The organism is Mesorhizobium sp. LCM 4577 (assembly GCF_001854795.2).
In the GTDB taxonomy this organism is placed as follows: Bacteria; Pseudomonadota; Alphaproteobacteria; order Rhizobiales; family Rhizobiaceae; genus Mesorhizobium; species Mesorhizobium plurifarium.
Map to the genome: position 1 here is coordinate 140645 of NZ_MDDU01000005.1, position 20191 is coordinate 160835.

The 20191-nt window shown below is 62.5% G+C and carries 14 protein-coding genes and 1 pseudogene; 7 read left to right on the forward strand and 8 right to left on the reverse strand.

The window, feature by feature from the left end:
* The first annotated feature begins 281 nt into the window (after positions 1 to 281).
* Positions 282 to 2669: a membrane-bound PQQ-dependent dehydrogenase, glucose/quinate/shikimate family gene (locus LCM4577_RS10335; protein WP_041002754.1), complete on the forward strand. Its 2388-nt coding sequence runs from the start codon at positions 282 to 284 to the stop codon at positions 2667 to 2669.
* Between the two features lie 142 nt (positions 2670 to 2811).
* On the opposite strand, the gene LCM4577_RS10340 is transcribed toward LCM4577_RS10335, so the two are convergent.
* From LCM4577_RS10340 to LCM4577_RS10350, 3 genes are all read right to left on the reverse strand, one after another.
* Positions 2812 to 3042 carry a helix-hairpin-helix domain-containing protein gene (locus tag LCM4577_RS10340; protein WP_082048691.1) on the reverse strand — a complete coding sequence of 77 codons (231 nt, stop codon included), beginning with the start codon at positions 3040 to 3042 and terminating at the stop codon, positions 2812 to 2814.
* A 70-nt stretch (positions 3043 to 3112) separates the two neighbouring features.
* Positions 3113 to 3274, reverse strand: coding sequence for a hypothetical protein (locus LCM4577_RS10345; RefSeq protein ID WP_157900459.1), 162 nt, complete (start codon positions 3272 to 3274; stop codon positions 3113 to 3115).
* 346 nt (positions 3275 to 3620) lie between these two features.
* Positions 3621 to 3827: a hypothetical protein gene (locus tag LCM4577_RS10350; RefSeq protein ID WP_041002614.1), complete on the reverse strand. Its 207-nt coding sequence runs from the start codon at positions 3825 to 3827 to the stop codon at positions 3621 to 3623.
* A gap of 353 nt (positions 3828 to 4180) precedes the next feature.
* Here LCM4577_RS10350 and LCM4577_RS10355 point away from each other — a divergent pair, with 353 nt between their 5' ends.
* A complete protein-coding gene (locus tag LCM4577_RS10355; protein ID WP_071071036.1) occupies positions 4181 to 6769 on the forward strand; it encodes an EAL domain-containing protein in 2589 nt (862 codons plus the stop codon).
* A gap of 415 nt (positions 6770 to 7184) precedes the next feature.
* Here LCM4577_RS10355 and LCM4577_RS10360 read toward each other — a convergent pair whose 3' ends face one another.
* From LCM4577_RS10360 to LCM4577_RS10375, 4 genes are all read right to left on the reverse strand, one after another.
* Positions 7185 to 8729, reverse strand: a complete 1545-nt coding sequence (locus LCM4577_RS10360; RefSeq protein ID WP_071071038.1) for a Do family serine endopeptidase — start codon at positions 8727 to 8729, stop codon at positions 7185 to 7187.
* A 212-nt stretch (positions 8730 to 8941) separates the two neighbouring features.
* Complete coding sequence (locus tag LCM4577_RS10365) at positions 8942 to 9901, reverse strand: ABC transporter permease (protein WP_071071040.1); 960 nt, start codon at positions 9899 to 9901, stop codon at positions 8942 to 8944.
* The gene (locus tag LCM4577_RS10370) at positions 9885 to 10826 is read right to left on the reverse strand and encodes an ABC transporter ATP-binding protein (RefSeq protein WP_071033890.1); all 942 of its coding nucleotides are present in this window, start codon (positions 10824 to 10826) and stop codon (positions 9885 to 9887) included. Before LCM4577_RS10370 ends, LCM4577_RS10365 begins: the two co-directional genes overlap by 17 nt.
* The gene (locus LCM4577_RS10375) at positions 10823 to 12040 is read right to left on the reverse strand and encodes an NEW3 domain-containing protein (protein ID WP_083354688.1); all 1218 of its coding nucleotides are present in this window, start codon (positions 12038 to 12040) and stop codon (positions 10823 to 10825) included. Before LCM4577_RS10375 ends, LCM4577_RS10370 begins: the two co-directional genes overlap by 4 nt.
* 629 nt (positions 12041 to 12669) lie before the next feature.
* Between LCM4577_RS10375 and LCM4577_RS10380 the strand changes: the two are divergent.
* Positions 12670 to 12807: pseudogene (locus tag LCM4577_RS10380) on the forward strand (sigma factor); the annotation flags it as partial.
* 244 nt (positions 12808 to 13051) lie between these two features.
* On the opposite strand, the gene LCM4577_RS10385 reads toward LCM4577_RS10380, so the two are convergent.
* Positions 13052 to 13930, reverse strand: coding sequence for a 3-keto-5-aminohexanoate cleavage protein (locus LCM4577_RS10385; protein ID WP_244508279.1), 879 nt, complete (start codon positions 13928 to 13930; stop codon positions 13052 to 13054).
* A gap of 58 nt (positions 13931 to 13988) precedes the next feature.
* Here LCM4577_RS10385 and LCM4577_RS10390 point away from each other — a divergent pair, with 58 nt between their 5' ends.
* From LCM4577_RS10390 to LCM4577_RS10405, 4 genes are all read left to right on the forward strand, one after another.
* Positions 13989 to 14873 carry a MurR/RpiR family transcriptional regulator gene (locus LCM4577_RS10390; RefSeq protein WP_071071042.1) on the forward strand — a complete coding sequence of 295 codons (885 nt, stop codon included), beginning with the start codon at positions 13989 to 13991 and terminating at the stop codon, positions 14871 to 14873.
* Positions 14870 to 16216 (forward strand): aspartate aminotransferase family protein, encoded by a 1347-nt coding sequence (locus LCM4577_RS10395; RefSeq protein WP_071071044.1) that lies wholly within the window; start codon positions 14870 to 14872, stop codon positions 16214 to 16216. Before LCM4577_RS10390 ends, LCM4577_RS10395 begins: the two co-directional genes overlap by 4 nt.
* Positions 16217 to 16260: 44 nt before the next feature.
* A complete protein-coding gene (locus LCM4577_RS10400; protein ID WP_071071046.1) occupies positions 16261 to 17229 on the forward strand; it encodes a TAXI family TRAP transporter solute-binding subunit in 969 nt (322 codons plus the stop codon).
* A gap of 87 nt (positions 17230 to 17316) precedes the next feature.
* Complete coding sequence (locus LCM4577_RS10405; RefSeq protein ID WP_071071048.1) at positions 17317 to 19926, forward strand: TRAP transporter permease; 2610 nt, start codon at positions 17317 to 17319, stop codon at positions 19924 to 19926.
* The last annotated feature ends 265 nt before the right edge of the window (positions 19927 to 20191 follow it).

A 20191-nucleotide genomic window follows, 5' to 3' on the forward strand; every position in this document is an offset into this window, starting at 1 on the left:
CGGCATGCGCTTCACGGCCTGCGGCCTGGCCCGATCCGAGAGTGCCCCCAGACAAAAACGGAGGCAAGTCGGAAGGGACGTGAATCCGATGGCTACCACCGCGCGAGCTCGGGCCCGCCCTGTGTTCGGTGGCTGCTTCGCAGCTAGAAGATCTGCGGTCGGCGGGGGCCAGCGATAACCGCAAACCCGCAAAGCAGGGACACCGCGGTTGGCGGTCCCGTAATCCCTGCGTTCTGTTCATGGGGAGGCAATGGCGCCAACCGGAAACGATGGAGGTTACGATGCGCGCTCGATTCCTGAGCCTTACCGGGGTCACAGGTCTCTTGGTCGCTTTGATTGGCGCCGTGCTTGCGGTGGGCGGCGCTGATCTTGCGTGGCTCGGCGGCACCACCTACTACGGTGTGACCGGACTCCTGCTCATCGCCTCGGGAGTCTTGATCCTTCTGCAGCGACCGCTCGGGTTTTGGCTCTACGGCGTCGTCCTCGCCTTCACCCTGGCCTGGTCCCTTTACGAGGTGCGGCTCGATGGTTGGGCGTTGCTGCCGCGGCTGCTAGCGCCAGCAGTCCTGGGTCTGTGGATAGCGATGCCCTGGGTCGCCGGACGGCTCGGCCTTCGCGCGGCAGACCGCTGGATCGGCGCCGGCGTGTGCGTTGCGCTGATCGCGCTCGTGTTCGCCGCCGGTTGGATCACAACCGCCCAACGGTGGCGGCAGAACGGTCAGATCGCATCGGCCTCAGCCGTGAGCAATCCCGAGTTCGGGGTCGCGCCTGGCGACTGGGTGTATTACGGCCGCACTGCGGACGGGCATCGATACTCGCCTCTCACGCAGATCACCCCCGCCAATGTCAACCAGCTTGAGGTTGCCTGGACTTTCCACACAGGCGACCTGCCCCGCCCTGGAGAAAACGCTCATGGCCACGAGTTCAATTTCGAAGCGACGCCGATCAAGGTCGGCGACACCATGTATCTGTGCACGCCGCATCGCGATGTCGTGGCGCTCGACCCCGTTACCGGTGATCAGCGCTGGCGTTTCCGCCCGCAGAACGACACCAGGTCCAATATTTATCTCGCCTGCAGAGGCGTGGCGCACGCGACGGTCGGCGCGACAGGGGACACCTGCTCCGAGCGGATCATCTCGACGACAGCGGACGCGCGTTTGTTCGCATTGGATGCGGGAACGGGCCAACTCTGTCGGGACTTTGGCGAGAACGGCTATGTGGACCTGAGGCAGGGCATGGGTGTGGTGCCACCCGGTTTCCACTTCATAACCTCGCAGCCGATGGTCGCCCGCGGCAAGATCATCCTTTCCGGCTGGGTGTATGATAATCAAACGGAGGGAGAGCCGTCAGGCGTGATCCGCGCGTTCGATGCCCGGACCGGCAAGCTCGCCTGGGCCTGGGACATGGGTCGCGCCGATCCAACGTCGCCCCTAAAGCCCGGGGAAATCTATACCCGCGGCACCCCGAACGGCTGGGGCGCATATACGGCCGACGACAAGCTTGGGTTGGTCTACGTGCCGATGGGCAATGCCACCCCTGACTACTGGGGCGCCAAACGACGGCCGTTCGACGAGAAGTACAGCTCCGCCATTGTGGCGCTCGAGATCGACAGCGGGCGTGAGCGTTGGCACTTCCAGACTGTCCATCACGACGTGTGGGATTTCGATCTGCCGATCGCCGGCAGCCTTGTGGACCTGCCTGACGGCACGCCAGCGATGGTGCAGACCACGAAGCATGGCCAGCTGTTCCTGCTCGATCGGCGCGACGGCCATCCGCTCGCCGCCGTTGAGGAGAAGCCGGTGCCGCAGGACGGCCTGCCGGGCGATAGGCTCTCTCCGACCCAGCCCTATTCCGCGGGAATGCCAAGCCTGACGCCCGCCAAGCTGACTGGTGCAGAAACCTGGGGTGTGACCCCGATCGACCAGATGCTGTGCCGCATCAAGCTCGCCGGCAGCCGAAATGATGGGCTCTTTACGCCACCGACGACGAAAGGCTCCATCCTCTACCCGGCTTTCGACGGCGTGATCGACTGGCAAGGCGGAGCGGTCGACCCTGCGCGCCATCTGTTCATCGCCAACACCAGCTATATCCCTTTCACGTCCAAAGCGACGCCGCACGATGAGGCGGTGAGGAAGGGACTGATTTACCCTTGGGCCGGGTGGCAGAGCGGCCAGCCTTATCCGCAACCGCCTGAATTCGCCAACGGCCCGCAATACGGAACACCTTACGAAGTCACTGTGAGGCCGTGGCTCAACGTCCTGGACGCCCCGTGCATGCGGCCACCCTGGGGCAAAATGGTCGCGATCGATCTCTCCACTCGCCAGATCGTTTGGGAGCGGCCCGTCGGAACCACACGCGACATGGGGCTGTTCAAGACCCGCTACGACCTGCCGTTGCCGACCGGCATCTTCAACATCGGCGGGTCGTCCATTACCGCAGGCGGACTGATCTTCGTGGGAGCCTATGCCGATGATTACATCCGCGCGATCGACGAGCGGAGTGGCAAGGTCGTATGGCGGGCGCGGCTGCCGGCTGGCGGGCAGGCGACACCGGCGGTCTATCAAGGCCGCGATGGTCGCGAATATATAGCGATTGCCGCTGGGGGTCATGGCGGGTTGGGGACGCGCAACGGCGACGCCGTGATCGCGTACGCGCTGCCCATCCAATGAGCGTGATCGACACGGGGTACGGCAACGGCGCGGCTCCGGTCGGGTCCTCACCGGCCGTGCGTGCCGTGCGCATGGCGGTCTTTCTGCTCAGGACCAGCTACCCGCCTTCAGCGACGCCATCGGGCAGCTCGACGAGCGGGAGCTAGAGCGTTCGAATCTCTAGTCTGCCTGCCTTCAGGCGACTGATCGTTTCCGGGTCAAATCCGGGGAGCTGCGCAACGTCGCGCCAACTCGCAAGCGGCCTGGCCTCGATAACTGCATTTGCCTGCGCAAGGTTGAGCCCTCCGGCCGCCATCAGTTCGTCAATGGTCGCTGAATTTAGATCGACCACTTCTCCGGCGTGATGAGCCTCGCGCGTTTTCGGACCTGACATTGCCACTGCTTTCGTCGTTACCAACGTGCAACCAACCCACTCAGAAGAAGTTCCGCGCGCTTCCAACGCACTAGTAGTCGGCGCTCAACAGCAGCCGGTAGTGGATCGTTTGAAGGCGGATCAAACCGTCTTGAATGAAAAAGGTGTCGGCACCGTCTGCAGCGTCGAAGCGCTCGGAGGTCGCACGCCAGATAAGCAATGCGAAGCGTTCACGCACTTGCTTCTTGATCAACTCGAACTTCCCGTGAGGCAACTGTTCCCTCAACCTTCTTGCCGAGTTCCTCAGCGCGTCATGCCCACAATCATTCGAATTGACTGTAAGGAGAACAACATCAGTAGCGTAGTTGCGCGCCAGATCCTCCTCGAGACGACCTTGCAGCCTCAGCCGGAGATGATCCTCAAACACCTGTTGGGCCGAACGTGTGGACAGAGGCGAAGTAATGAGGGAGGGGGCCATGCAGCCAAACTGGGTCGCTGTGACAAGGTTCCATCAAAGGAGCTGTTCGTACCGGCTCCGCTGAATGACCTTCGACATGACCGGCTGCTGGGCGGCGACATCATGCCGGCGATTGGAGGTGTTATTTCCCGTATCGCTGCTCCAAGGCGTCGGCTATGTGCTCGCAAAGCAGCTCCCCGGTGGCGATGGTGACGTGGAGACGGATGCATGCCCCTTGCTGATCGATCACCGTGACCACCGCGCCGCGGTCGGAGTATTCGAACGTGTCAAGAACGTTGTGAACGAAGAAATCAGCCTTGTTGGGCACCGAGCCGGCCTGATCTTCCACGGCCTTCCTCCATCCAAAATCAGTGGGTCATGGCTTAGTCAGCAGTCGTGTTCCAGGCTCTCCTCCGACAGCTGCCGTTCATTAAATATGTAGCGAAAAGCCTCAGCGTCCAGAAGAATACTAGCGCAGCTCGCGCAACCCTGTTGAGCGGTGAGTATCTCTTTTCCCAAGGGGGTAACCGGAAATTGTTCTGGCGCTGCATCATTGAAGGCAGACGATGACCAGCAACAAATTGCGCTAAACGTCGCCTTAAGTGAGCTTTAATATTTGAGCGCGAGTCTGGCGAGGCGCCTCCAATTGGCCCGCTAATCGTGCCTGCGGGTCGGACTGAGCTTATCAGGTCAGCGTTCATAATGAAATGGTTCAGGGACGTCAGTGTCGGCAGCAAGCTCTCGCTGGGTTTTGGGTTGGCGTTGCTTTGCACGGTGACGGTTGGTGTGTTTGGGGTCGCGCAGCTGCGGTCGCTCAACAAGGTGACGAGCGAGATCACCGGAATTTGGTTGCCCCAGGTCCAGATCGTCGGCGAGATGAAGCGCAACCTGGCGGAGCATCGGCTTTTCGCTAGCCTGCGGGTGCGTAACACCGATGCTCACCAAACGGCTGACATCGACAAGGAAATGGCGAGAGAGAGCGAAGAAATGTTCCGAGATCGCCGCGCCTACCGCAGGAGTGCCGGATCACCGGCCGAGCAGGAGCTATTCGATCAATTCGTCAATCTGTGGACGGCGTATCAAGACTCCCTGTCGTCGATCATTCCGCTTCTCGATACCGCGGCGCGGACGAAGGCAGCTAACGAGTTCGAGGCGGTTTCGCTGCCCACGGTTGCGGCCGCGGCTCAGCGGCTCGACGGCCTCCTGGCGCTCACCGATCAGCGCAGCACGGCTGCCGCGGCCATGGCGGACCGCACCTACGCCTTCGCGCAGCGGCTGACCTGGGCCGCGATCGTCTTTGCCGCCGTTTGCCTCGGCGTGCTTGTCGCCTGGATTCGCCATAATGTCAGCAGGCCTATCCTCGAGGTGAGCGCGGCGATGCACCGGTTGACGCAGGGCGATCGTGCCTCAACGCTCGTTGCGCTGAAAAGCGACCGACGCGACGAGATCGGGCTCCTGTTCTCCGCCTTCGCCGGTTACCGCGCCAGCCTGGAGCGCAACGAGGCCCTGGCTCGCGAGGCTGAATCGGAACGGCAGCATTTGGTTGCCGCTGCCGCGAATATGCCTGTGGGCCTGTGCATGTTTGATGCCGAGCGGCGGTTGATTTTTTGCAATCAGACCTACGCCGATCTCTACCACTTGCCGGCGAGCATGACTCGTCCAGGCTCTCATTGGGCCGATTTGATGCGTTTCCGGATCGCGGCGGGGCTTTACGTTGGTCATGACCCCGAAAAATATCTGGAAGAGCTCTCGGCGACGATTGACCGCGGCAAGCGGGTTGTGAGCCTTGTCGAACTCCGGGACGGGCGCACCATTGATCTCATTCACCAGCCGCTGCCAGGCGGGGGATGGCTTGCCACGCATCACGACGTGACAGATTTGCGGCGCAGCGAGGCTCGCATCTCGCACGTGGCGCGCCATGACGGGCTTACCGAACTTCCAAACCGCATTCTGTTCCGCGAACGCGCCGAGGAAGCCTTGGCCGAGATGGCTCGCACGGATTGCAAGGTAGCCTTCCTTTGCCTGGATCTTGATCATTTCAAGACCGTCAACGACACGCTGGGACACCCGGTCGGAGATGTGTTGCTGCAGGAGGTCGCCGCAAGACTGAGGCAGGTCGTGCGCGAGGACGACACAGTGGCCAGGCTTGGCGGCGACGAGTTCGTGATCATTCAAAAGGGGAGCGATCAGCCGATCGAGGCCACCGCCCTTGCGCAATGCGTCATCCATGCGCTGAGCGCACCCTATATCGTTGACGGCCATGGCGTCACGGTCAGCGCCAGCGTTGGCATCTCGATTGCGCCGGACGACGGCACAAACGCCGACCAGCTGCTCAAGAACGGCGACATGGCGCTTTACCGGGCAAAGGCCGAGGGCCGCAGAACATACAGGTTCTTCGAGCCGGAAATGGACGCCCGTATGCAGGCGCGGCGGTTTCTGGAGCTTGATCTGCGCGACGCCTTGGGACGGCAGCAGTTCGAGATCTATTATCAACCGCTCCTTAATCTCGAAAACGGCGAGGTCAGCTGTTTCGAGGCGCTGCTGCGCTGGCATCACCCGGTCCGGGGAATCGTTTCGCCGTCTGAGTTCATCCCCTTGGCCGAGGAGATCGGCCTGATCGTCCCGATTGGGGAATGGGTGATCAAGCAAGCTTGCCTCGACGCGGCAAACTGGCCCGAAGGTATCCGGGTTGCCGTGAACCTGTCGCCGACGCAGTTTCGCAACGCTCGCTTGCTTTCCACGATTGTCGCAGCCCTGGATGCCTCTGGATTGCCCGCGAGCCGTCTCGAGCTTGAAATCACCGAGACCGTGCTGCTGGCCGACACCGAGGCCACTCTCGCGATGCTGAAACAGATCCACTTGCTGGGTGTGCATATCGCGATGGACGACTTCGGAACCGGATATTCGAGCTTGAGCTACCTGCGCTCGTTTCCATTCGACAAGATCAAGATCGATCAGGCCTTCATAAAGGATGCCGGGGGCGTCGACAGCTCCGTCGCCATTATTCGGGCCGTCACAAGCCTCGGCAGCAGCCTCGGAATGGAGACCACCGCCGAAGGGTTCGAGACAGCCGAGCAACTCGATCGGGTACGACGGGAAGGCTGCACCGAGGCACAGGGTTTCCTGCTCAGTCGGCCCCTGCCTGCCCGGGAAATCCCCGCCATGCTGGAGCGGGCGCGTGCAGTTGTGGCGGGCGAAATCAGCGAGCCTGCACCCGAAATCACAGGCGAGCGGAACGAAAACCTGATTGCTGGCGACCGGCGAGCCAGAAGTGCGTCTTCCCGGGCTTGAGGGGCAAAGGCGCCCCGCCCGCCGAACAAACCGAAAGCTGCTCGTTCTGATCGTCTGCGGCGAGCGCGCGGCAATCAAAGGCAAGTGTCAGCCGCAGCTTCCGAACCAGGCCGGCGAGCGCCTCCGAAAGCCAGCCCGCCTTTCCTCTGTCAGGGAGAGATATTGCTGGCCCCTGGAACCTCTCGCGAAAGCAGGTGTCGAGTCGAGTTAGGGGGATTGAGCCCTTCCTGGAACAGCAAACTTTGCCCTCTAGCATTTCTGGCCGGCGAACCCTGTCTGGTGGCGAGGGCCGCGAAGTCAACATCGCGACCGTCGGCAGTGACCTGGAGGAGCACAGAGCGAATCCGAACTCCGTTTCCCGGCGGCGACGCGAGGTGGTTGATATCGCCGCAGGGAAAATCTGAACGCTGATGCCTCAGCCCTTGCCGACCGGCAGCGCCACGAAGCGGTTCGAATCGTCGCGGGTGATCTGCATCAGCACGGCCTTGCGGCCGGCCTTGGCGGCATCGGTCATCGCCTTGGAGGCGTCGTCGGTGGTGTTCACCTCGTGAGAATTGATCGAGGTGATGACGTCGCCGGGCTGGATGCCGCGGTCGGCCGCCTCGCTGTCGGGATCGACATCGGTGACCACGAGACCCTTGCCGTTGTCGGACTTCGTGACGGTCAGGCCGAGATCGGCGAGCTTGTCGGGCTTGGCGGCGGGCGCCGACTGCTTGCTGTTGTCGTCGTTCGAGGCCTGCTTGTCGCTCGCGGGCAGCGTGCCGAGATCGACCTTGACCGTCTCGTTCTTGCCGTTGCGCCAGACCGTGACATCGACCGATTTGCCCGGCGCGAACGCACCGATCATGCGGGCGAGCTCCTTCGGCGAGGCGACATCCTTGCCGTCGACCTGGGTGATGACGTCACCGGCGACGATGCCCGCCTTCTTGCCCGGCCCGCCATCCTGGGCGCTCGACACCAGCGCGCCCTTGTCCGACTTGAGGCCGAGCGACTCGGCGATGTCCTTGGTGACCGGCTGGATCTCGACGCCGAGCCAGCCGCGCTGGACCGAGCCGTTCTTCATCAGGTCCTCGACGACCTGCTTGGCCGTCGAGGCCGGGATGTCGAAGGCGATGCCGACGCTGCCGCCCGACGGCGAGAAGATGGCGGTGTTGATGCCGACCACCTGGCCGTTGAGGTTGAAGGTCGGACCGCCCGAATTGCCGCGGTTGACCGGGGCATCGATCTGAATGAAGTCGTCATAGGGACCGGCGCCGATGTCACGGCCGCGGGCCGAGACGATACCCGCGGTGACGGTTCCGCCGAGGCCGAACGGATTGCCGACGGCAACCACCCAGTCGCCGATGCGGACCTTGGAATCGTCGGCGAAGTCCACATAGGTGAACTTGTTGCCGCCGCCATCGACCTTGAGCACGGCAAGGTCGGTGCGCGGGTCGGTGCCGATCAGCTTGGCGTCGAACTCCTTGCCGTCATTGGTGGCGACGCTGAAATCGGAGCCTTCCGACACGACATGATTGTTGGTGACGAGATAGCCGTCCTCGGAGATGAAGAAGCCCGACCCTTGAGCGATCGGACGCGGCTGGCCATTGCCATGGTCGCGGTGGTTGAAGCGACGCATGCCGAACTGGCCGCCCTGGTCGCCGAAGCCGCGGAATTCCTTGAAGAAGCGGCGCAGCTGCGGGGGCAGGTTGTCGAAGCCGTCCTGATCGTCCGAGCCGTCATCGGCGGTCGGCTGGATCTTGGCCTTGACCTTGACGCTGACGACCGCCGGCGAGACGTGCTCGACGAGATCGGCGAAACTCGGCATCTGCGGGGCTTCGACACGCACGGCATCGGCCAGCACGGGGGCGGTGCCGGTTGCGAGCACGCCTGCGCCGACCGTGCCGACAATGGCCAGGGAAGCGACGGCGGCCATCAGGCGCTTGCGGGTGCTGGAAGACATACTGGGGGAGTTTTTCATGATCTCGTATCCTCTTCAAGATGTGCCCTGAAGGGCGTCCTGTTTAGGAAGAATAGAGAGGGGAACATTACGATCTCATTTCCAACGCATGAATCTTTAGTAAGGTTTGCTGACGGATCCGTAGAGTACAGGCCCTAACATGGTCTGGCTGCGGCCATTCATGCAGGGATCATAAGCTTCCATCTGAGACAAAGCCCGTTCATCAGCGGCTCTTACGCTCTAATCTCTTGCCTCTGGAATGAAACGTAGGCGATGGTGAACACCACCAGAAGTGCTGCGATCATGCCGGCGAGCTGCGGCCAGATGAGGGCGACGCTCAGCGAGAAGGGCAGGGGTGCGCCCATCAGGGCCCCGCTCAACTGATCGGTAAACAGCAGACCGAGCGAGCGCGTTGCCGGATTGAGCAGGGCCAGCGTGGTTTCGCCGTAGAGGGTGTTGGGCGAGATGCGGGCGATGGCCTGCTGAACATCGATCTGATGAACTGCCGTCAAGGGATCGAGCGGATCGACCGGCGCGACGGCTCCGGCAATCAGCGGCGCCAGCATGGGCCAGAACACTGTGAACAGCAGCCATGCCGTGAGGGCGCAAAGTGCCGAAGTCGCCGGCGATTTGACGATTGTGGAGAAGGCCATCGCTACCGCCAGCCAGACGCCGGCGTAAACAAATGAGGCGAACAGGAAGGCAAGACCGCGGGCGATCTCCTCACCGCTCGGTGGCAGCCCCAGCAGGAGCATGCCAAGACCGGTCACCAGCAGCCACAGAGCCAGCAAGCATATGGCGATCACCAACAAACCGCCCAGGAACTTGCCGGCAAGAAGCGCGTCGCGATAGATCGGCTGTGACAGGACGCGCGACAGCGTGCGGCGATTATATTCGCCATTGATGGCGTCAAAGCCGAGCGCAATAGCCACCAAAGGCACAAGGAAGCCGAGGAAGAATACGAAGGATGGCAACGGTTGCTGCGCGGTGGTGAAAAGGCGCAGGAACAGGAACTGGTCCTCGCCGACTGTGGCCTTGATCTGCCCGATTGCGCCGTAGACCGAGCCGATGGCGGTGAGGAGCACCAGAACCATCACCAGATGAATGCGAATGCTGTTCATATGATCGGCTGCTTCCTTGAGCGCGACCGTCGACAGGCCAACAAACGGCGATCCTTCACGCCGCGACGTCATGGCTTTCTCCCTCGAAAAAACGAACATAGACCTCGTCGAGTGTGGCCTGGCGCATGGTTATGGAATGAAGGGCTCCGCCGGCGCCAACGATACGATGCGCGACATCGGCCCTCACATCCGCGTCGGCGTCGATGCGCCAGCGACGGCCCCGCAAGCGCGTCAGGCCGGACACGTGCCGCACCCCGGCCAGGACCTTCACCAGCTCCGCATTCTCGGTTTCGACTTCGATCCTGAACGTGCCGCCGAGGACGTTGGCGGTGAGATCTTCGACCCGGCCGACGAGGCCGACTTGGCCCCTGCGGAAAAGAGCCACCCGGCCGCAGATCGTCTGCATCATCGCGAGTTGATGGGAGGACAGCACGAACGTCACGCCCTCGCCCGCCAGCTCGCCGATCAAGTCCAGCAGTTCCTGCGTCGACTGCGGGTCGAGACCGGAAGTCGGCTCGTCGAGAATGGCGATCTCGGCCCGTTTGACCAGCACCTCCGCCAGCCCGAGCCGCTGGCGCATGCCGCGCGAGAAAGTCGCGACGCGGCGATTGGCGACCTCCTCGAGCCGCACTCTCCCGAGGGCGCCGGCGATGCGCTCGTTGGCCTCTTTCGACATGAGGCCGGCAAGCCTTGCGGTGTAGGCGAGATTTTCCCATGCGGTCAGATGATCGTAAAAGCCGATCTGGTCCGGCAGATAGCCGACCCGCCTCTTGACGGCGAGCGGCTGGCGCAACGGATCGAGCCCGAGCACGCTGCTCGAGCCCGCAGTCGGTTCCGTGAGGCCGAGAAGCAAGAGGATGGTGGTGGTCTTTCCTGAGCCATTAGGGCCTAGCAAGCCGAACACCTCGCCCTTCTCGACCGCGAGGTCGATGCCGTCAACCGCTGCAAAACGGCCGTACCGCTTGGTAAGGCCGAGCGCTTCTATGACCGTTGTCATCGGCGTCCATACCGCGTTACGGCAAAGGCGAGCATCAGCGCAGAGGCGCCGATAACCCCGAGGCCAGTCGCGCCCCAAAGCGTGGATGTGCGCACCGTCACCCGGAAATTGGCGCTATCGGATGCCCCATCTCCATTGGCACGGACCGAGACCATGTAGTCGCCAGCGATCGCCTGGGCCGAAGGTGTCATCGAGACGCCGACCTCGGATGTTCCGCCTGGTGCGATCTCCTCGACCTTCTCAGGATTGAAGGTGACTTTCCAGCCGGACGGCGGGCTCGCCGAAAGCTTCAGATCGCGGACAGGGGCCGACCCGCTGTTCGACAGTGTGAATGTGAAGGTACGCTCCTGACCCGCCGTTGCGTCGCCCGAAAGCCGCCCCTGCGGCCCTGAAAGAGAAACGGATGGCCTGCCGGTGATGTCGAGCAGCAGTTTGGTGTCGGCGTTGGCGGCGCCGCCGCTGGCGGCCACGGCCACCGGATACTGGCCCGCCTCAGCGTTGTCCGGCGGCTGGACGCTGACGGACAGCGTTTTCGATTCTCCCGCCTTTAGCGGCAAGCTTGTCAGTTCCTGCGAGCCATAGCCCTGCTTGAAGGTCACTTGGAAGCCGGGTGGCGCCTTCGACAGTAGATTTACAGTCGAATCCTCTTGGCCGTCGTTCTTGATATCGACCTGGAAGTCGAAAGCCGATTTGGCGGTGCCGCGCAACGCTGGCAGCTTTGGCTCCAGCGTCAGCTTCGCAGGCTCGGTCTTGGTGAGCGTCATCGCCATCGGCAATTTCAAAGCCTCTGTAGAAGCCTTGCCGGACACGGCAAAGTTCACGGCCTTGCCGACGTCGCCCGGCGGAGGCTTCAACTTCAGCGTGAGGCTGACCGTGCCGTCCGACCCGGCAATTGCCGCGGTGACGGGTTTGCCGCCGCCGTCGATCTCCCACTTCCAGCCATCAGGCAGGCCATCGACACCGAGCTCGACGCGTTGCGGCGGCAGTCCGCGGTTAGCCAGGTTCAAGGGCACGCTGACGTTCTTCCCGGCCTGGGCCGAGAACTCCGGATAGGGCGTGGTCAGCCACAAACCGCTCGGCGACTGAGCAGCCGCACTCGCGGCCGACTGTGCGTATGCCTGGGGTGCGGTTGAAGCGAGCCCGATTGCGATCAGGGCTGCTGTGATACAGGTCGTCGGGGTCGAAAAGGGCGCGCGAATACCCGCAGGAACCATGGATACCTCCCGCTCATAAATCGAAAATTGTCGTTTTCTTGCAAAGCCTTGGAGGCATTTGCAGGGAAGAAAAAATGGACCCTTCAATGTGGCACGAGTTGGGCAATTCCAGGCCGACCAGGCCATGTTCACGGATTTGTGCCTGTCTTGTAATAACGCGTGATGACGGCGACCAGTTTCTCTCTCGCCGAAAAGGCGGAACTGGTCGTGGAGAAGAACACTGCGCAACGACGAATTGCGGTAACCGCGACCTCACCCCGCGGCAGGTGCGGGCAAACCACGTCTGATCGGTCTCCGCCGGAAGAGCAGCAGGAACCGGCTACGCGGCTTTCGGGTAGGCGCTAGAGGTTTCGGCAAGTCTCGCTCCCCGACGGTAACTGGCGCTTGTTTAGAGGCAAAAAGTACAAGTTTCGAATATTGGAAAATCCTTTATCCTACTTCTACATGATTCACACACCGATCAGCACCAGAACCTCACGCTGATGGGACGGCAGTTTCTGGATGGCTTGATGCACTTCCCTGCTTTGGACGCACCAATCCTGCGACGGCTCCGAAATTGGCCGGCTGGAGGCGCAGTCAAGCAGCCCAGGAGCCTCCCTGGCGGCGGCTTTGATGCGCGTGTAATGGGCGATCTCGAGCAGGAGACATTGGCCAAGGGACTTGCCAACCTGGACAAGTTCGAGCCGGGCACGCGCCTGAAGTCCTGGCTCTTCACGATCATGCGTCGCACGATCAGCGCCCCCGGCGAGCTTTCCCCGAGGAACTCCAGAACACCCGCACGGGCACGGTTAAGGCGGCTTTTGACGGTGCCGACGGCGTCAATTTTCGGATGACCATTCGGATATTGGCGCGCAAGACGCCAGGACCGCCGAAACCTACCTGGCTGACCTCCCCTCATTGGCTTGCCCTCTCTCGTCGAACGAGGCCGAATTCAGGCCGAGTAGAGTTGAGCGCCTTCGCTTCGGTGGTGCCCGTCTTTGCGACAGAAGCAGAGTGGCCCGGCAATGCCTTTCAAGGCGGTTCGTCGCCATCTCCAGCCTCCCAGTCGTGGCGCAACGAGGCGGCGGACCGGATAGAGCGGCCAAATCCCCGCAGCTGCTGCGCCACGGTATGGACCAGAACCGCATTCGATGCCGCCATGGAACCGTCCGGTAGTAGGAGATTGTTTTCGAACCCGACCCGGACGTCTCCACCAAACAATGCTCCCGCGCATACGCAAGCAGCCTCGTCACGGCCGAAGGCGCAGACCATGAACGACCGGAAGCGTGGCATGCCGGGCGAAAGAAACGGCAGCAGATCGTTCGGGGCAGACTGCTGTGACGCCGTATAACGGCCGAGAACCAAAAGCACGGGAATGTGGTCCCAGGGGATCAGGCCGCGCCGGTGCATGTCGAACAGATACAAAGCCTCGTCAGGCTCATAAAGGATGATCTGCGCCATTATGCTTTCACGCTTCAGCCAAGCCAGGAATGCCGCAAGATCTGGCTCGGCATCTCTGCTGGGGACAAGCTCACGCAGCGCGAGCGACACCGCCTCGGGCCTGGTCTGGCGCACCACGTCCATCTGCTTTCCGGCTTCGTATGCGCCAAGCGACTCGCTTGTGATCTGCACCAACATCGCGTCGCCGACTGCCTGGCGAACGGCAAGAATGGCAGCCCGATAGGCGTCAGGATCGAGAATGTGCTGGCCGTGTCGGTCGCGCACGTGCAGGTGGATCATTGACGCGCCCGCATCGAGGCATTCGGCCGCCGATCGAGCGAGCTCGGCAGGCGTCATGGGCAAGGCCGGATGGTCGGCCTTGGTTCGCCGGCCGCCATTCGGCGCAACGGCAATGGCAACCGGCCTATCGGAGGATCGGGACATCGTACCGTGACCAGACAATTGGATCATTACGATATCTTGTGAATCACTTGTTGCAAATAGGATTAAGGCGCGCCAGACTGCCTTGATGGGTCAGGGGCCTTTGACGGAACGCATCATCGCAGAGTTCGACGGCATGTCGACGCAGCTGCAGGCCGCAGCGCGCTACATGCTCGATCATCCCAGCGACGTGGCGCTTCTTTCGATGCGCGAACAGGCGCGGCAGGCAGGCGTGCAGCCGGCCACGATGACGCGTCTCGCCAAGCATCTCGGCTTCGAAGGCTACGACGTCATACGCGACACCTACGCGGCAGCGGTTCGGAGCGGATACCAGGGCTTTGCCGGAAAAGCCGGAATCCAGGTGCTCAGCCAGAAGCTCAGGGGCGATCGCGGCCAGGCAGCCGAGATGATGGATGCGCTCGCCGCCCATATCGACCGGCTTTCGAGACCGGAGGTTCTGGATCAGATCGTGGCGGCCGCGAGTTGCCTCTCGTCGGCGCGGCGGATCTATTGCCTCGGCCTGCGCTCCAGCCACCCCGTCGCCTGGCACGTGCACTACGTCCTGTCGCTCGTCGGCGATCGATCGGTGCTGCTCGACGGCGTGGCCGCAACCGGCGCCGATGCGATAGGCCGCGCCACCCCCGACGACGTGCTGCTGGTGGCGAGCGTGCTCCCCTACACGCGCCAGACGGTGGAGATCGCCGAATATGCCGCCAGGCGCGGTGTCCCCCTCGTTGCGATCACGGATAGCGAGCTAGCGCCGCTCGCTCAGATCGCAACGAACGTGATCCTCATCCCGACGCAAAGTCCGTCCTTCTTCCACACCATGGCGCCGGCCTTTGCTGTCGCGGAAATCCTGGCTGCGCTCCTTGCCGGCCACGGCGGCGAGCAGGCCTTGGCGGAACTGCGACGTACCGATGAGCATCACGCAGCGCTTAACGTTCACCTCAAACCGCGTCTGGGCAAGAAATGACCCATCTGCTCCACCGCACCGTCAAAGGCTCGCTCCCCCCCGCAGTGGGCGGCAAGGGCATCCGCATATTCGACAGCGACGGCCGCGCTTACATCGATGCATCGGGCGGCGCGGCTGTCTCGTGCCTTGGCCATGGCCATCCGGATGTCATCGCGGCGCTGCGTGATCAGCTCGACCGCATTGCCTATGCCCATACCAGTTTCTTCACCACCGAAATTGCCGAGCGGCTGGCCGACCGCCTCGTTGAAGACGCCCCCGCTGGCATCAGCCATGTCTATCTCGTCAGCGGCGGATCAGAGGCTGTCGAGGCCGCACTGAAGATGGCGCGGCAGTATTTCATCGAGAGAGGCGAGCCGCAGCGCCGCCACGTGATTGCCCGCCGTCAGAGTTATCACGGCAACACACTCGGCGCGCTCGCTGCGGGGGGCAATGAATGGCGGCGGCGACAGTTCCAGCCGCTGCTGATCGAGACCCATCATATCGATCCATGTTTCGCCTATCGCTCTCAGCTGCCTGGCGAAAGCGACGCCGACTACGCGGCACGGGCGGCGCAGGCCCTGGAGGACAAGATACTCGAACTCGGCGCCGGCGAGGTCATCGCCTTCGTCGCCGAAACGGTGGTCGGCGCGACTGCCGGAGCCGTGCCGCCGGTGGCTGATTATTTCAAGCGCATCCGAGCGATATGCGACCGCTACGGCGTCCTGCTCATCCTGGACGAGGTGATGTGCGGCATGGGCCGCACCGGCACCCTCCACGCCTGTGAGCAGGAAGGCGTCGTTCCCGATCTCTTGACCATCGCCAAGGGACTCGGCGGAGGCTATCAGCCAATCGGCGCCGTGCTGCTCGGCCGGCATGTCTTCGATGCGTTCGCGAACGGCTCCGGCTTCTTTCAGCACGGCCATACCTATATGGGCCATCCGATGGCCGCGGCCGCTGGGCTTGCCGTCCAGGAAGTGATCCGCCGCGACCATCTGCTCGACAACGTCAGGGYGATGGGCCTGCATCTGGAGCGGCGCCTGAGGGAACGTTTCGGTAATCATCATCATGTCGGAGACATTCGTGGCCGCGGCCTGTTCCAGGCGATCGAACTCGTGGCGGATCGTGGTTCGAAGGAGCCTTTCGATCCGGCGCTGAAACTCAACGCGCGCATCAAGCGCGAAGCGATGCACAACGGATTGATGGTTTATCCGATGGGCGGCACGATCGATGGCGCCCGCGGTGACCATGTGCTGCTCGCGCCGCCCTTCATTTCCACGAGCCAGGAGATCGACGCCATCGTCGAACGGCTCGGCGATGCCGTCCATGCAGCCTTGCGCGCTCCCGATTTGGCGGGGCGCGCCTGACCAGAGCCCGGCGCAAGGCCGGGGCACCACCAGGAGGAAGTCGAATGCGTCATTTGCTGAAAACGTTGATAGCCGCCGCCACGGCGGGATGTCTGCTGGCGGCCACACCTTCGTTCGCGGAGCAGAAATTCGTCACCATTGGCACCGGCGGCGTGACCGGCGTCTATTATGCCGTGGGCGGCGCCATCTGCCGGCTCATGAACAAGGACCGGCAGAAGACAGGCATACGCTGCTCGACCGAATCGACCGGCGGCTCCGTCTTCAACGTCAACGCCATCGCTACCGGCGACCTCGATTTCGGGCTCGCCCAATCAGACGTTCAGTTCCAGGCCTATAACGGCGCCGGCAATTTCGAAGGCAAGGCAATCAAGGACCTGCGCGCGGTCTTTTCGGTCCACCCCGAACCGTTCACCGTGCTGGCGCGTCCGGATGCCGGCGTGAAGGTCTTTGAGGATTTCAAGGGAAAGCGCTTCAACGTCGGCAATCCCGGCTCAGGCACCCGCTCCTCGATGGAAGAGCTGCTGAAACAGATGGGCTGGACGCTGAAGGACTTTTCGCTCGCCGCCGAGCTCAAGGCCGACGAACAGGGCAGCGCACTTTGCGACAACAAGATCGACGGCTTCTTCTACGGCGTTGGGCATCCGTCCGCCGCGATCCAGGATCCGACCACGGCTTGCGGCGCCAAGCTCATTCCGCTGACCGGTCCCGCAGTGGACGCGCTCGTCAAGGCGCATCMCTATTATTCCGTCGCGACCATTCCAGGCGGCATGTATGCCAACAACCCAGATCCCACGACGACGTTCGGCGTGCGCGCCACCGTAGTGACCAGCGCCAAGACCCCAGACGACGTGGTCTACGAAATGGTCAAGGCGGTTTTCGAGAATTTCGACGACTTCAAGAAGCTGCATCCCGCCTTCGCCAATCTCGACCCGAAGGAGATGGTCAAGGCCGGCCTTTCGGCGCCGCTGCATCCGGGCGCCGAGCGTTACTACAAGGAGAAGGGCTGGCTCTGAACCTTCGACATGGCGGGCTGCCTTGGACGGCAGCCCGGCTGCAAAACGAAACGACCAGGATGAAAAAATTCGGTCGAGGGGAGAGCGATGACAGATCAGTTCCGCCAGGCGGATGCGCCTGAAGACGTCGACCTCGACAAGCTCAACGAGATCGTGGCGGAGGCCGATACTGGCGGGCGCAAGCCGACGGGACTCGCCGCGTATCTTGTTATGGCTGTGTCGCTGGCCTGGTCGTTGTTCCAGCTTTGGTACTCTTCGCCGATCCCTTATATCCTTGGCTTCGGCGTCGTCAGCGACGGGATCGCGCGCGCCATCCACCTGTCCTTCGCACTGTTTCTGGCACTCGTCACGTTTCCCGCCTTCAAAAGCTCCTCGCGCAGTCGTGTTCCGCTCCCTGACTGGGTGCTGGCCGTCGCCGGGGCCGCCGCAGCGCTCTACCTCGTCATATTCTACAGCGACATCGCAGCGCGGCCCGGGCTTCCCACGACGCCGGACCTCATCATCTCCATCGTTGGCATTGTCGTCCTGATGGAAGCTGCCCGGCGGGCGGTCGGCCCGGCAATCACCGTCATAGCCGGGCTGATGCTGGTCTACATCTTCGTTGGTCCCTACATGCCCGGCCTGCTGGCGCACAAGGGCGCCACTATGTCGCGCGCTGCCTCGCAGATGTGGCTCACCTCGGAGGGCGTGTTCGGCGTTGCCCTCGGCGTCTCGACCAATGTCGTTTTCATGTTCGTCCTGTTTGGAACGCTGTTGGAACGAGCGGGGGCAGGTGGCTACTTCATCCTGCTGGCCTTCTCGATCCTCGGCAAGTATCGCGGTGGCCCCGCCAAGGCCGGGGTCGTGGCCTCTGGCCTGACGGGAATGATTTCCGGATCGTCGATCGCCAATGTCGTCACCACCGGCACCTTCACGATTCCCCTGATGAAGCGTGTCGGCTACACGCCGGTCAAGGCCGGCGCCATCGAATGCGCGGCCGGTGTCAACGGCCAGATCATGCCGCCGGTGATGGGGGCGGCCGCCTTTCTCATCGCCGAATATGTGGGCATTTCCTATGCCGAGGTGGTCAAGCACGCCTTCTTTCCAGCTTTGCTCACCTACGGCTCGCTCTTCTACATCGTCGACATCGAAGCGATGAAGATGGGACTGAAGGGCCTGCCGTCGCGCAGCCGTCATCCCGCCTTGCAAGGCGCCATGCGCTCGCTGATGGGCATTTGCGCGTTCGTGATCCTGGCCGGGCTGATCTACTATGGCATCGGGTGGACAAAGACCGTCTTCGGCAGCGCCGCGACATGGATGATCGTCGCAGCCCTTGTCGTCGTCTATGTCGGCCTTGTCGCCTACAGGGCAAAGCATCCCGATCTGCCCCTGGAGAGTCTCAAAGGCGACATTCGGGAAATACCCCATTTCGGCGAGACGGCACGAACCGGGCTGCATTTCCTGCTGCCGGTCGTGCTCCTCATCTGGTGCCTGATGGTGGAAGAGCTTTCACCGGGCCTCTCCGCCTTCTGGGGTTCCGCCGCGCTGATGGCGCTGGTCGTCACACAGCGCCCGTTGACGGCGTTCTTCCGCAAGGAGCGCCAGCTTGCGCCGCGTTGGCGGGAAGGCTTCATCGATCTCATCGAGGGGCTGTCGGCTGCCGCACGCAATATGACCACGGTCGGCATTGCCACGGCAACGGCCGGCATCATCGTCGGCACGGTGCTCCTGACCGGCGTCGGTCTGGTAATGACCGAGCTTGTCGAATTCATCTCGGCCGGCAGCTTCATGGTCATGCTGCTGTTCACCGCCGTCATCTGCCTTATTCTGGGAATGGGCATGCCGACCACGGCAAGCTACGTCGTCGTGGCGACGCTGATGGCTCCGGTGATGGTGAATCTGGCGGCGCAGAACGACCTGGCCGTGCCGTTGGTAGCGGTGCACCTTTTTGTCTTCTATTTCGGGCTGATGGCCGACGTGACGCCCCCCGTCGGTCTTGCTGCATACGCAGCCGCCGCGATTTCCGGCGCCGATCCGGTGAAGACCGGCTTTCAGGGATTCAAGTACGAAATCAGGACGGGGCTGTTGCCGTTCATCTTCATCTTCAACAACGGCCTGCTTATGATCGACCTGCAGGGACCGCTGGATTTTGTCCTCGTCGTGGGTACATCCGCGCTGGCAATGATCGCCTTCGTTGCAGCGACGCAGAACTGGTTCCTTGTTCGAAATCGGTGGTACGAGGCCATAGCCCTCTTGCTGATCTGCTTCACGCTGTTCCGGCCAGGCTACTGGCTCGATCTGGTCGATGAGCCCTTTGTTGAAAAACCGGTGTCGCAGTTGAACCGGACTGTTGATGCGACGCCGGCGGGGCAGGCGGTCCGCCTCAGGTTGAAGACGGTCAACATCAATGGCGACGAGATCGAAAAGCTGGTCAGGCTCGATCTCGCCGAAGGCAAGAATGCCACGGAGCGGCTGGAGAACGCTGGACTGAGCGTCAGTGAGCTGGGTGATACCATGACGGTCGGCATCGTGCGGCTCGGGAGCCAGGCGGCGAAGTTCGGGCTGCAGCCCGGTGACGAAATCACCGGGGTGATGGTGCCAAACAACCGTCCATCGCGCTACTGGTTCGTGCTTCCCGCGCTTTGCCTGTTCGGTCTGGTTTTCTGGCTACAGAGACGCCGAAAGCGGGCCGGCTTGCCAGTTGGCGCCGCTCCCTGAGGTGTTGCCATGTGCTTTATTTGAATGGCCATACCTCAACGACGCCGTGCGCGACAGAGCAGGGGTCGTGCGAGATTTTGTCGATAGCGTTGCCCCAGGTCAGCAGCTTCGATCACGCTGGCGTCCCCGCCCTCCCTGTCAGGGCGCCTTCCGAGCGCAACCTCTCGTCCTGTTCATGGGCGGCATCCCTGACGGATTGCAGCGTGCGATCGTATCCGGCCCGATCGCCATACAGGACTCGTAACGAATTTCGGCATTGCAAGGT

What these genes read in the sequence shown, in the direction of transcription:
- LCM4577_RS10335 (WP_041002754.1), top strand. Translation starts at nt 282, where the DNA reads ATGCGCGCTCGATTCCTGAGCCTTACCGGGGTCACAGGTCTCTTGGTC.
- LCM4577_RS10340 (WP_082048691.1), bottom strand. Translation starts at nt 3,042, where the DNA reads ATGTCAGGTCCGAAAACGCGCGAGGCTCATCACGCCGGAGAAGTGGTC.
- LCM4577_RS10355 (WP_071071036.1), top strand. Translation starts at nt 4,181, where the DNA reads ATGAAATGGTTCAGGGACGTCAGTGTCGGCAGCAAGCTCTCGCTGGGT.
- LCM4577_RS10360 (WP_071071038.1), bottom strand. Translation starts at nt 8,729, where the DNA reads ATGAAAAACTCCCCCAGTATGTCTTCCAGCACCCGCAAGCGCCTGATG.
- LCM4577_RS10365 (WP_071071040.1), bottom strand. Translation starts at nt 9,901, where the DNA reads ATGACGTCGCGGCGTGAAGGATCGCCGTTTGTTGGCCTGTCGACGGTC.
- LCM4577_RS10370 (WP_071033890.1), bottom strand. Translation starts at nt 10,826, where the DNA reads ATGACAACGGTCATAGAAGCGCTCGGCCTTACCAAGCGGTACGGCCGT.
- LCM4577_RS10375 (WP_083354688.1), bottom strand. Translation starts at nt 12,040, where the DNA reads ATGGTTCCTGCGGGTATTCGCGCGCCCTTTTCGACCCCGACGACCTGT.
- LCM4577_RS10385 (WP_244508279.1), bottom strand. Translation starts at nt 13,930, where the DNA reads ATGATCCAATTGTCTGGTCACGGTACGATGTCCCGATCCTCCGATAGG.
- LCM4577_RS10390 (WP_071071042.1), top strand. Translation starts at nt 13,989, where the DNA reads ATGGGTCAGGGGCCTTTGACGGAACGCATCATCGCAGAGTTCGACGGC.
- LCM4577_RS10405 (WP_071071048.1), top strand. Translation starts at nt 17,317, where the DNA reads ATGACAGATCAGTTCCGCCAGGCGGATGCGCCTGAAGACGTCGACCTC.